The following is a 12,683-nucleotide window of genomic DNA, read 5'->3' on the forward strand; positions in this document are numbered from 1 at the left end:
ACGAAAGTTAGTCGAATCAACACGAACGCGCTGGAAATTTCAGGTTACCGGGGCGCTACGCTGACCGACATACCGACGTATGAGCAGGCTGGTGGTAGTGCATCTGCACGACCGCGCTGTCGAAGGTCATCACGTCGACCAGCTGCAGATCCGACATCGCGGCCGGCGCCGGGAACAGTGGTACGCCCCCACCCAGCACGAGCGGGTGGACGAACAGCCGGTACTCATCGATCAGGTCGTGCCGCATAAAGCCCGAAGCTGTCTCCGCGCCGCCGAACAGCACCATGTTGCAGTCCTGCTGGTCGCGCAGTGCGCAGATCTCATCGACCACGCCGTCGCGAATGACTCGCGTATTCCAGCCCGCGCTGGGCAGACTGCGCGAGATGACGAGCTTCGGCGTCTGCTTCCAGCAGCGCGCGAAATCGACATAGAACTCGGATATCGCCGGATCCCCGTCGGCTGTCGGCCAGAACGATGCCATGATCTCGTACGTCTTGCGTCCGTAGATGAACAGATCCGCCGCGCGTAGTTCGTCGAGAAACGATTCGCACAACTCCTCGTCCACCATCGGCCAGTGGATCTCCTGATCCGGCCCCTCCGCAAAGCCGTCGAGCGACATCTGCATCCACAGTGTCACGCTTCCCATACCCAACCCATCTGCTGCCCTCGTGCCGAAGTCAGATTCTGGTGGGGAGTGGAGGCCGCGCGCATCGGTAGATTTGCTCACGACATACCTAAGTAGGTCGTGAGAGGTGGCGCGGCGGCAGGCCTCGGCGCCGCCGACCTCCCCGAATGGGTCATCGAGAGGGGGCGCCGAACCTCGAGCGCGATCGCGGTTCGCCGGCGTTCACGTAGCCGAAAACCATTCCCGTGCAGTGATTCTCACCCTGCGGACGGCGCCGATGCCGTCGCGGTATGCCAGCAAACATACCGCTGTTTAACGGCACGTTACAGATCAGTATCTTCAGGCGTGGGAATAGCGGTCATCAGAGTGGTAATTCGAGGGTTGAACCGACCGGTCAGGCCTGCAACAGCGCCTCGGCGAGTTCCGCGTCTTGGTCGAGATACCGTGCGACGAAGAGGGTCACGAGCTCCGCGGTCGCCTCGCCGGACATGGTTTTGGTCGACTGGAGGCGGTTGGCGAGTTCGTTCCGATCAGCCCGATCTCGATCGGACCGCTGGAACGCCGCAAAGGCCGTTCGACGGAACAGATCGACGAAGCGACGGGCGATGCGGTCGGTGTCGGCGCGGAGCTTCTCGAGCTCGTCAAGCACCTCGGCGGCGGGGACGCCTGCCGCAACCAGCTTGTCGATGATCCGTACCAGCCTGCGGTCCGCCATCCGATAGGTTTCGGCGTCCACAGGCTCGTACAGACCCGCCGCTACCACGCGCGAAAGGCCGTTGGGCACCTCGCGATAGCGTTCGGCGAGTTCCGTTGCGGTAATGGTCTCTGCCGCCTCCGATATCGTCTCGGCAACCTCCGACTTCGCCACGTCGGGGTCGATGACGCCGAGAATGTCACCCAGGTCGTCACCGCGGCCCCAGGCGTCGAGCAGTTCCCTGATGCCATTGAGTTTGATCCCGCGATCCAGCAATCGACTTATGGTCCGGACACGATTGAGATGCTCGGGCCCGTAGAACCCGGTTCGTCCTTTGACCTGCGGCGGGGGCAGCACGCCCCGTTCGTGGTAGACCCGCACACTCCGCACGGTCGTGCCGGCCTCGCGCGCCAGCTCGTCGATCGTGTATTCAACAGCGGCAGCCATAGTTCAAGGAAACCACATCAGGTCCGCGCCGACCGGCACCACACGGGCGCTGTAGCCGCATCCATGGCCGACAGCAAAATATCAGCAAATACAATTTCGACCATCGGACTTCCCGCCGGTGGAAACCGACACCTGCGCTACATTTCCACCGGCGCATATCCTTCGGGCATGAGCGCGGGATCTCGGGTCAGTGTCGCGGACCGTGAACGGGCGCTGCTGGAACTGTCACAACACCTCGGTTCCGGCAGGCTGGATCTGGCCGAATTCGACGAACGCAGTGCGGCGGTATCGACAGCCACCACCAAGACTGAGCTCGCCGAGTTGTTTGCCGATCTCCCTGGCAGTATGCCGCCGCCCGCACCCGCCCCGGTGCCGAACCCGCTGCGGACGCTCGTCGTGACCGCCGGGGCGATCGCCGCCTTCGTCCTTGTCCTCGCCCTCGTCACCGGCGATTGGTGGTGGCTGCTCGTGGCCCTCGGCGCTCCAGCGCTTTTCGTGCTCGCCCGACGAAAAGGCGTGCTGCGCACCTAGAACCGGGTCTGCGGCCGGACGTGGTTGGCCAGATCGACCAGCCGGTACCGATGCAAGCGGTGTGGTGCGATGCGCGCCAGCGCCCGCAGGCTCGTTTCCAGCCCGCCCTGCAAGCCCAGCTCCGTGAGCGGAAACCCGAGGACCGTCGAATCGGGGCCCGCCGGTTGCCCACCCGCACGGAGCCACTCCAGCGCCGCCCCGACGACGATCACCTGTAGTTGCAGGGCCCTCGGCTCGTCCGGTGCGGCATCCAACCTGGTGGCCGCCTCGGTGAGATCGCCCTCGGTGATGTCGGCGACCGGCCGCGACACCAGCAGCAGACAGCCGGTCATGCGCGCCACGCTGTGATACCGCGATGCCTCAGGGACCTGGTCGAGTACCGCGACGGCTTCGAGCAATGCACCGTCGGCCGCGAGCCTGCGGGCCAGGCCGAATGCCGCACTCACCATACCGTGATTGGTCTTCCACACCGTCCCGTAGTAGTCCGCCGCGACCCGATGCCAGCGCTGGGCATCGGCGGGCGTTTCGAGGTGCTGCAGTGCGAGTTCCGCGGTGGCGGCCAGCGCGAGGGCGGGGGCGAGCTCACCGGGCAGCATGCTGTGCACGAGGTCGAAGTATTCGTAGGCCCGCGAGTACTGACCGTCCAGCAAGGCGGCGGCGGCGGAGTACCAGTCCAGGCGCCAGTCGGCGTTGTAGTTCGGTCGCAAGTCGGCAAGCCGGTCGGAGGCCAGCACCACATCACCCAGGTCGAGATGGGCGCGGATCGCGGTCAACGTCCCCTCCAGCTCGAACGACTCCGGTTCCGGGATCGTCCCGGACACGATGCGGTCGGCAGCGCGTCGCAGCGCGTCGAGGGCGTGCCTCGGGTCGCCGTGCAACAGCGTGGACAGCAGCTCGGCACTCGGGTCCTCGTTGTCCATCATCGGAACCGGTAGCGCCGCAACCACACTCGGCGCGTCGAGGGCCGGTAGGCGGTGTCGGCCGTCGGTCATGCCGTCGGTCTGCCCGATGAGCGTTTCGATGCCGAAATCGCCACGCATGGACCCGAATTCGATCGATGCCTGCGGGTGCTCCAGACCGGTTTCGGCCGCCAGCACCATCCGGAGCACGCCTGCGAGCTGGCTGTACATCGAATAGGCAGAAGGAAAGCGACGCTGCGGATCCAGATCGGTGGCCCGCTGCAACAACCGGTACAGCGCCGGGTTGCGCCGCAGCAAGGGCTGCTCCTCCGGGGTCGGCAGGCCAGGCAGGTAGTGGCCCTCGCGATCCTTGGGAAGTTCGAGTATCAGCGCGGCCAATGTTCGTCCGACCGTGTAGATGTCGGAGGCCACGGTGGGGCCGGTCTCGGTGATCTCGGGCGCCTGGTATCCGGGGGTTCCGTAGATGCTTCCGTAGGACTCCATCGCGGCGACCGCACCGAGGTCGATCAGTTTGACCTCGTCCTCGCTGACCATGATGTTGTCGGGCTTGAGGTCGTTGTAGGCCAGTCCGAACGAGTGCAGATAGTCGAGCGCGGGCAGGATCTCCATCATGAAGGCGATGGCGTCCGGAACCGAAATACGTTCCGGGGCACGCAGATCGAGCATCTTCTTCAGTGATCGTCCGCCGACGTACTCCATGACGATGTAGCCGTCGGCGACGTCGCGCGTCGACCGGTGCTTGACGAAGTTGTGGATCTTGACGATCCCGGGATAGGCCACCTCGGAAAGGAATTGGCGTTCGGCAAGGGCGACGACATGCGCCTCGAAGTCGAGCGGGTTCTGCAGCCCCTTCAACACCACCCAGCGATCGCTCACATTGCGATCGATGGCGAGGTAGATCCAGCCGAGTCCACCGTGTGCGAGGCTCCCCTGCACCTCGTACTGGCCCGCCACCATCTCCCCCGGCTGCAGCGCCGGTCGAAAGTTGAACGGCGAAGCGCAGCGGTCACATTCGCCGACCACCGCACCCGGCCCGGCCTCGGTGGTTCGGCCGACCGGTTGCTGACACTTCCAGCAGAACCGCTTGTGCTCGGGCACTTCCGGACGCTCGAGCACCGAGGTCCGCGGATCGAGCGGGCTCACCTGCGGCATGGCGACCAACCCGTCGCCGAGCCGTCGCACGCTCGGCCGCGACCGTGCGCTGCGGCCCGAAGCGGGTTCGTCGAGCTGGGCGAGTAGCGCACGCTCGGAGTCGGTCGTGCGCTGAGAGGCCGAGGTACGCGAAACCGTATCGGGCGAAACGTCATTCGGGATCGGCTCGGGCTGCGGACGACTCCGAGGTTTCGACCAAGGGTGCAACAGGACGGGCACCTCGGTCTTGGACGGTCGACGAGACGCCCATGGGTGCGGCATCCGCCGCGGCACTTCGGTGCCGCGCATCCGCCGATTCGCCCATGGGTGTGGTATCGGACGGTCGGATGCGCCAAGGTGCTCCGGCATGCGAACCTCTCAAACCCACCGTGCAAACGGGGTTTCATTCTGGTCCGCCACCTGTCGATGCGCGCAAGCATTGTTCTCAACATTGGGAATAGGTCCGCCCCGGGCGTGTCGCCCGGGGCGGATACTGGCTTACTCTTCGTCGGGCTTATCGAGAATTACCACGGTGTCGTTGTGCGAACGACTGGCAGGACGCTCGGCGAGCACCGGGAACTGACCGGTGTAACCCTCCCGGATCGTCGCGATGCGCAACACCTGCTTGCGAGCGAGGAACCAGCCACCCACCATCGCGGGAACCACGATGACGACCATGGCGATCACCGCGCCGCGCTGCAACTCGTCATCGCTGAATGCCATCAGCGCGACCACCGTCGCGAGGAAGACCAGCGTCGCGTAGCTCGTGTACGGCGCGCCGATCAGCCGGAAGGACGGCCGCTCCACCTTGCCCTCTTGCGACCAGCGGTACAGCTTGAGCTGGCAGACCACGATCGCGGTCCACGCGACGATGGTGCCGAGAGCCGACATGTTCAGCACGATCTCGAAGGCCTTCTCGGGCACCATCGCGTTCAAGCCGACACCGAACAGCGCGATCGCACCGGTCGCCAGAATCCCGACGTAGGGCACACCGCCCTTCGACATCCGCGACGCGATCGTGGGCGCGCTGCCGTTCATCGACATCGACCGCAAGATCCGGCCGGTCGAGTACAAACCGGCGTTCAGGCTGGAGAACGCCGCGGTCAACACGACCATATTCATGACCGAGCCGGCGCCGTCGATACCGACGCGCGAGAAGAAGGTGACGAAGGGGCTCTCACCGGACTTGAAAGCGGTGTAGGGCAGCAGCAGACCGAGCAGCACGAGCGATCCGACATAGAACAGCGCGATGCGGGCGATGACGGAGTTGATCGCGCGCGGCATGATCTTCTCGGGATTCTCTGCCTCGCCTGCCGCTGTGCCGACCAGTTCGACTGCGGCATAGGCGAATACGACACCGGTGGTGACGAGCACCAGCGGCAGGATGCCGCTCGGGAACAGTCCGCCGTTGTCGGAGATCACGCTGGGGCCGGTGGCCTGGCCGTCGATCTTGAACCGGCCACCGAGGAAGACGACGCCGACAATCAGGAAGGCGACCAGCGCGACAACCTTGATCATCGCGGCCCAGAACTCCAACTCACCGAACCACTTGACCGACACCATATTGATGGCGACCACGATGGCCAGCGCGATCAGCGCGATCAGCCACTGCGGAATCGCCTCGAAGGCTCCCCAGAAGTGGACATAGGTGGCGATGGCCGTGATGTCTACGATCCCGGTCATGCACCAGTGGAAGAAGTACATCCACCCGACGGCGAAGGCCAGCTTCTCACCGTAGAACTCACGGGCATAGGAGACGAACGACCCCGAGGAGGGGCGATGCAGCACCAGCTCGCCGAGCGCACGCAGGATGAAGAAGACGAAGACGCCACAGATGGCGTACACCAGAAACAGCCCGGGTCCCGCGTGGGCCAGCCTGCCGCCCGCGCCGAGGAACAGGCCGGTGCCGATGGCGCCGCCGATCGCGATCATCTGCAGCTGGCGAGGGCGCAGCGACTTGTGATAGCCCGCGTCCTCGTCGTGGAGCGAGTCCGCCGGAGCGGCCTGCTCCGAGGGAGGTCGAACTGTGGTCATGGCGACGGCCTTTCAAGTGACGGCGATCATATCTGCGATCAATGTACCGTTAAGTAGCGGCACGTTCAATAGCGGACACTCGACGTAACATGATGGCAACTGGGAACTTTCGCGGGAATGCCCGCTAAGCAGGGAAAATCGTCGCAAACATCATTGAGCGAGCCGCTATATATCGGTACGCTCAGTAGAAAAATCGGCTGATGGAGCGGACATGGCGTGGTTCGAAAGGGAGTTCATTGCGGTCCCCGAGGACCGCAAGAACCAATTGGTCTACAAGTGGCCGGACGTCAACATCCGCCGCTACAGCCGGGTAATCGTCAACGCGGACGAGATGGCGCTGTTCGTCAAGTCCGGACAGGTAATGGCTGCCATGGGCCCTGGCCGCCACCGTGTCGACGCGGATGAGCTGCCGGTACTCGGCGCCCTCGTCGATCGGGCCACAGGCGGGAACTTCTATCGCGCCGAGCTGTATTTCGTGTCCACCAGGGAGGCCCCCGGCATCAAGTTCGGCGGTCGGCTGGCCGACATCTTCGACCCGGTCAGCGAGCAAGTGGTGACCCTGCGTGCTTTCGGCGAGTTCGCGCTTTCGGTGCGCGATCCCCGCGAAATGCTCACCTCCTTGACCGGCACCGCCGATCTCACGGATCCAGCCAGGGTGCAGAGCTGGAGTGGCGACCTGCTGCTCAAGTCCATGAAAGTTGCTGTCACCCAGGGCATTTCAGCGGGCAACTGGCAAGTTCTCGGGTTGTCGGCGCAGCTGCAGCCGATCGAGTCCGCCGTCATGAAGCAGACCAATGTCGCGCTCTACGAATACGGACTGCGGATCCCGAGGATGGGCAATTTCGACATCTCCCTCGACCCGGAAGACGCCGAGCGCATCAAGCGACTTGCCAAGGACGTCAAGTACATTCAGCTGGCCGGCGACTTTCAACGTTATGCCGCAGGTGAACTCGCACTCGGCGCGAGCCAGGGGTTCGCGCACGGCGGACACGGCGGTCACGGCGGTCACGGCATGGACGGCGGATTCCTCGGGGCCGCACTGGGTTTGGGAGCCATCCAGCAGCAGACGGGCGCCCACACGAGTCCCTGGCAACGGCCGTCATCCGCCGCGACTCCCGCCGAGCTGCCGGCCGCCGCCGATGCGCAGCCGGTGTGCGCCCACTGCCACACCACCAATCCGGTGGGTGCTCGATTCTGCACGAACTGCGGCAACCCGCTGACGCCGCCGGCGCCGCGGCACTGCGCCAACTGCGGCGCGGAAACCGCGCCCGCGGCGAAGTTCTGCGGCAGCTGCGGAACGCAAGTGTCCGGAGGCTGACGCGCTCGCGTCGAACCTCCGGACACTCGTGGCGATGTCAGCCGGTGACGGTCGGTGCGACCGCGGTGGACTCGCCACCGCTCACCATGCTGCGTACCTGCCGCGCCGCCACCGACAGCGTCGCGAGGTCATAGCTGCCGACGTCGAAGATCTGCCCGAGCGAGGTGCTCGCCCTGGCCAGGCGGGACCGGTTGGTTGATTCCCAGTACGCGATCTTCTCCGCGGCACTCTCGTCCGGTTCGGTGGCGCTCAGCACATCCAATGTCAGTGAGCGCAGCGAATCGTACAGATCATCGCGGACCGCGAGCCTGGCCAGCGTGCGCCACCGGTCGCCGCGCTCGAGGTTGCCGACCGCGGTCAGCAGCCGCTCGATCTCGAAGTGTTCGTTGAGCGCGGAGTGCAGCACCCCGACCTCCACCGCGTCACGCTCGGTGATATCGGCGATGTCGATCACGTCGAGCAGCGGGAACAGGTGGATGAGGCCGAACGCCTCCTCGGCCAGATCCTGCGGTGCGCCGCGTTCGATCGTGCCGTGCGAGCGCGCGATGAGATCGTCGGCGAGGTAGCCGGTCAGCCAGGCGGGCGCCTTGCCCGTGAGGGCGCGGACACCGTCACGGTAGCGGGCGATATCCGCACCGATCGCGATCGGCTGCGGCCGGTTGGCCAGCAGCCACCTGGAGGCCCGGTCCAGGGTGCGCTTGGTCTCGAGTTCGAGCTCGTTGCGCACCGCGGTAGCCATCGGAGTGGTCCGGATCCGCTGCCACAGCCCGTGCAGATCGAAGATCTCGACCGCGGCGGTGAAGGCGCGCACCGCATCGTCGGTGGTGGCGCCGGCCTCCTCGGCAAGGCGGAACGCGTAGGTGATCCCGCCGTAGTCGACCACATCGTTGATCACCACGGTCGCCACGATCTCCCGACGCAGCGGGTGCCTGCGAATTGCGGTGGCGAACCGCTCGCGCAGCGGTGACGGGAAGTAGTTCGGCAGCACCGAGGCAAAGGCCGGACTATCGGGAAGGTCACCGGCAAGCAGATCGGCCTTGAGCGAAAGCTTCACGTGCGCCATGAGATTCGCCAACTCCGGCGAGGTCAGCCCACGCCCCTCCGCGGCACGCTGTTCCAGCTCCGCGTCCGTCGGCAATGCTTCGAGCCTGCGGTCGAGACCACGGCGTGCTTCGAGATCGGCAAGCAACCTGCGGTGCACACCCGACATCGCCACCGCGTCGGCACGCGACATGCCCATGCGGAAGTTCTGCGAGATGTTGTCGCGCAGTACCAGTTCGGAGACCTCGTCGGTCATGGAGGCGAGCAGCGGATTGCGCTCGGCTACCGCGAGATCTCCGCTGGAGACGAGGGCGTCCAACAGCACCTTGATGTTGACCTCGTGGTCGGAGCAGTCGACGCCCGCCGAGTTGTCCATCGCGTCGGTATTCATCCGGCCACCGCCGCGGCTGTACTCGATGCGGCCGAGCGCGGTCGCGCCGAGGTTACCGCCCTCGCCGATCACCTTGACCCGCAGGGCATTCGCGTTGACTCGGACCGCGTCGTTGGACTTGTCGCCCACCTCGGCGTCGGTCTCGGAGGCAGCCTTGATGTAGGTGCCGATGCCGCCGTTCCACAGCAGATCGACCGGTGCGAGCAGGATGGCCTTGATGATCTCCGGCGGCGACAACTTGGTCACCTCCGGTGCGAGACCGAGCGCCGCACGGACCTCCGGGCTGACCGGAACGGCCTTGGCGGACCGGTCGTAGACGCCGCCGCCCTTACTGATCAGGGATGCGTCGTAGTCGGCCCATGAAGAGCGCGGCAGCGCGAACATCCGCTGCCTTTCCCGGAATGACCTGGCTGCGACGGGATTCGGGTCGAGGAAGATGTGCCGGTGGTCGAACGCGGCGACCAGGCGGATGTGCTTGGACAGCAGCATGCCGTTACCGAACACATCACCGCTCATGTCACCGACACCGACGACGGTGAATTCCTGTGTCTGGGTGTCGACGTTCAGTTCGGCGAAGTGGCGCTTGACACTCTCCCATGCGCCCTTCGCGGTGATGCCCATCGCCTTGTGGTCATAACCCGCCGAACCACCGGACGCGAAGGCATCGCCCAACCAGAAACCGTACTGCTGGGCAACACCATTGGCGATATCGGAGAACGTCGCGGTGCCCTTATCCGCGGCAACCACCAGATACGTGTCGTCGCCATCGCGGCGCACCACCCGTACGGGCGGCACCACGGCGCCGGTGGTGTGCTCGACGTTGTCGGTGAGGTCGAGCAGGCCGGAGATGAAAGTGCGATAGCAGGCCACGCCCTCGGCAAGCATCGCCTGGCGGTCCACACCGGGATCACCGGTTGCCGCGGGCGACTGCTTCACCACGAAACCACCCTTCGCGCCGACCGGGACGATGACAGCGTTCTTCACCGCCTGCGCCTTCACCAGGCCGAGGATCTCGGTGCGGAAATCCTCCAGGCGGTCCGACCAGCGCAACCCGCCGCGCGCGACCGCGCCGAAGCGCAGATGCACGCCCTCGACCCGAGGCGAGTACACGAAGATCTCGAACTGCGGCCTCGGCTTGGGCAATTCGGCGATGGCGTGTGGATTCAGCTTGAAAGACAAGTATTGCAGCGGGTTGCCCGCATCGTCGCGACGGTAGTAGTTGGTGCGCAAGGTCGCCTGGATCAGACCGAGGAACGCGCGCAGAATCCGGTCGGTGTCCAGGCTGACGACGGCGTCGATCTCGGCCTGCACCCGATCCGCGATACCCGCGGCCAGCACCTCGGCCTCCGGGCCGGTGCCCTCGGGATCGAAGTAGGCGCCGAACAATTCGGTGCACGAGCGCGCCGTCGCCGGATGGCTCAGCAGTACTCTCGTGATGTTGCCCAGGGTGTAGGCGAAGCCGGCCTGCTGCAAGTACTTCGCGTAGGCCCGCAGCATCGCGATCTGCCGCCAGTGCAGGCCCGCGCGCAGCACCAGCTCGTTGAGTCCGTCGACCTCGGCGTTGCCGAACCACATCGCGGCGACGGCCTCCGGAAAGCGCTTGCGCACACTGGTTTCCGGCAGCGACTCGATATCGGCGGACGCCGCCAGATCGGCCTCGATATCGGAGTCGAGCGAACCGCGCAGCAGCGCGGCCGGGACCCGAAGCCCGAAATCGTAGATCCAGCGCTGCGCGCCGTCCCACAGGGTAATGCGGTAGGGCTGCTCGTCGACCACTTCCACACCGAGGCTGTGCACGACCGGAAGCACCCGACTCAGGGACACCCCGTCACCAGCCACATAGAGGGTGAAACGCCACTCCCCCGAAGGTGATTCGGGGTTCCGGTACAGATTGGTATCGATGGCGCCATCGGTCAGTCGTTCGAGCCGCTGCACATCCGCGAGGGCGCGGGCGGGCTGGTACTCCTGCTGATAGCTCGCCGGAAACGCGGATGCGTAATCCTGTGCGACCGTTGGCGATACATCGGCCACACCCGCGGCCTCGGCCACCAGGCGGTCGGCCCAGGTCCGTGTCGTCGCGAACAGCAGCTCCTGAATGCGCTCTCGATTGGATTCGGAGATGTCGGCCGGTTCCGCATCGGGCTTGCGGTGCACCGTGAAGTACACGACGGCCAGCTCCGATTCGGTGGCGCGGGCCGAGTACGCGAGTTGCTCGGCATCGAACTCCGTCCGCAGCAACTCACCCATCTGCACCCGAACCTCGGTCGAGTAGCGATCGCGCGGCATGTAGACCAGGCAATAGACCGTGCCGCTTCGGGTATCGCGGCGGAGGAAGAGGCGGACCTGGCGTCGCACGCCCAGATTCATTACGCCGGAGACGGTTTCGAACAGCCTGCGCGCGTCGGTGGAGAACAGTTCGACCCGGGGGAAGGACTGCATCATCTCGAGCATCGCCTGGCCGGAGAAGGAATTCAGCGCGAACCCGGACCACTCGATGACCTGGAGTACGCGCCGCGAGATGACCGGGATGTCGAGGATGTTCTCGTGCAGACCCGTCACCGTGAACGTGCCGACGAACACATGCTCGCCCTTGACCATGGCGACGGTGGCTCCGGCAGGACCCGCGCTGTTCGCATGGCCGGTGCCGTAGTCGGCGACACTGACGTAGTAGAGGTCGCGCGAGCCGGGCAGCAGGGAATCCACCGAGCCGTTGGCCAGGCGCAGCACGGGCCGTTTCGCGCCGAGCACGGGGGCGCTGACGTCGGCGACCGATCCGTTGTGGAGTACGCCGAGACCGGTTCCGGGGATCTGCCACGGTTCCATGGGGGCATCGGGGCGCGGGGCGGAGCGGCGGAAACGGTAGTAGCCGTAGCCGAGGGTGGTGAAGTGGCCGTCGGCCATCCAGCGCAAAAGGTCTGCGGCTTCGGGGATTTCGGGATCGCCCGCCCACTGCGCGGCGTTCTCGAGCCCGTCCGCGACCGTGTTCATCGCACCGACCATGGTGGACGTGTCGTCCGCGACGCGGCGCAGATCGTTCAGCAGCGGCTCGAGCGCCTGTTCGATCCGATCCACCTGCTCATCGGCGAGGCCATGGCCGAACTGAACGTGGATCCACGATTCGGCGACCGCCGCGGGCCCGGGGTCCGCCTCACCGTCCCGAGCGACAATGGTCAGGATCCTGCCGTCCGCATCACGGGTGACGTCGAAGACCGGATGGATGACCTCGGTGACTGTGGCACCGAGTCGGCGCAAGGCGGCGGTAACCGAATCGACCAGCAGCGGCATATCGTCATTGACGATTTGGACGGCGGCCCCAAGCCCACTGCTGTCGTCGGGCCGGTACACCTTGGTCGTCGCCGACCCCGCAGCGCGGACCGCAGCCAGCTCTAAATGCTGACGGAAGATCCGCTCGGCCCGATCCGTGATCGCCGACGCCGACGCGCCCGGTTGGATCCAGCGGAAGTAGGCCGCCTCCAGATCGGTCGGATCGTTGCGGACCCGCCCCGAAGTAATCGTCTGCTGCGTGGTTGCCACCATGGAACCGCTGCCTT

The 12,683-nt window shown here is 65.6% G+C and carries 7 protein-coding genes; 2 read left to right on the forward strand and 5 right to left on the reverse strand.

The annotated features are described in order from the left end of the window. Positions 1-55: 55 nt before the first annotated feature. Positions 56-646, reverse strand: a complete 591-nt coding sequence (locus ACFQZZ_RS24230; RefSeq protein WP_378684950.1) for a dihydrofolate reductase family protein — start codon at positions 644-646, stop codon at positions 56-58. A gap of 373 nt (positions 647-1,019) precedes the next feature. Then, positions 1,020-1,766, reverse strand: a complete 747-nt coding sequence (locus tag ACFQZZ_RS24235) for a MerR family transcriptional regulator (RefSeq protein WP_378684953.1) — start codon at positions 1,764-1,766, stop codon at positions 1,020-1,022. Between the two features lie 168 nt (positions 1,767-1,934). Here ACFQZZ_RS24235 and ACFQZZ_RS24240 point away from each other — a divergent pair, with 168 nt between their 5' ends. After that, complete coding sequence (locus tag ACFQZZ_RS24240; protein WP_378684956.1) at positions 1,935-2,297, forward strand: DUF1707 domain-containing protein; 363 nt, start codon at positions 1,935-1,937, stop codon at positions 2,295-2,297. On the opposite strand, the gene ACFQZZ_RS24245 is transcribed toward ACFQZZ_RS24240, so the two are convergent. Then, positions 2,294-4,657: a tetratricopeptide repeat protein gene (locus ACFQZZ_RS24245; RefSeq protein ID WP_378684959.1), complete on the reverse strand. Its 2,364-nt coding sequence runs from the start codon at positions 4,655-4,657 to the stop codon at positions 2,294-2,296. The two genes, ACFQZZ_RS24240 and ACFQZZ_RS24245, sit on opposite strands and share 4 nt — an antisense overlap. A 189-nt stretch (positions 4,658-4,846) precedes the next feature. After that, positions 4,847-6,382, reverse strand: coding sequence for an amino acid permease (locus ACFQZZ_RS24250; protein WP_378684961.1), 1,536 nt, complete (start codon positions 6,380-6,382; stop codon positions 4,847-4,849). Between the two features lie 211 nt (positions 6,383-6,593). On the opposite strand from ACFQZZ_RS24250, the gene ACFQZZ_RS24255 reads away from it, so the two are divergent. Continuing rightward, entirely contained in the window at positions 6,594-7,700 is a 1,107-nt protein-coding gene (locus ACFQZZ_RS24255; protein WP_378684963.1) for an SPFH domain-containing protein, read from the forward strand. Between the two features lie 37 nt (positions 7,701-7,737). On the opposite strand, the gene ACFQZZ_RS24260 is transcribed toward ACFQZZ_RS24255, so the two are convergent. After that, complete coding sequence (locus ACFQZZ_RS24260; RefSeq protein ID WP_378685129.1) at positions 7,738-12,669, reverse strand: NAD-glutamate dehydrogenase; 4,932 nt, start codon at positions 12,667-12,669, stop codon at positions 7,738-7,740. Positions 12,670-12,683 lie beyond the last annotated feature (14 nt).

It is taken from the genome of Nocardia sp. GCM10030253, assembly GCF_042675075.1.
In the GTDB taxonomy this organism is placed as follows: domain Bacteria; phylum Actinomycetota; class Actinomycetes; order Mycobacteriales; family Mycobacteriaceae; genus Nocardia.

Excerpts from the sequence above, each read along its gene's own strand:
- ACFQZZ_RS24230 (WP_378684950.1), bottom strand. The coding sequence starts at position 646 with ATGGGAAGCGTGACACTGTGGATGCAGATGTCGCTCGACGGCTTTGCG.
- ACFQZZ_RS24235 (WP_378684953.1), bottom strand. The coding sequence starts at position 1,766 with ATGGCTGCCGCTGTTGAATACACGATCGACGAGCTGGCGCGCGAGGCC.
- ACFQZZ_RS24240 (WP_378684956.1), top strand. The coding sequence starts at position 1,935 with ATGAGCGCGGGATCTCGGGTCAGTGTCGCGGACCGTGAACGGGCGCTG.
- ACFQZZ_RS24245 (WP_378684959.1), bottom strand. The coding sequence starts at position 4,657 with ATGCGCGGCACCGAAGTGCCGCGGCGGATGCCGCACCCATGGGCGTCT.
- ACFQZZ_RS24250 (WP_378684961.1), bottom strand. The coding sequence starts at position 6,382 with ATGACCACAGTTCGACCTCCCTCGGAGCAGGCCGCTCCGGCGGACTCG.
- ACFQZZ_RS24255 (WP_378684963.1), top strand. The coding sequence starts at position 6,594 with ATGGCGTGGTTCGAAAGGGAGTTCATTGCGGTCCCCGAGGACCGCAAG.
- ACFQZZ_RS24260 (WP_378685129.1), bottom strand. The coding sequence starts at position 12,669 with ATGGTGGCAACCACGCAGCAGACGATTACTTCGGGGCGGGTCCGCAAC.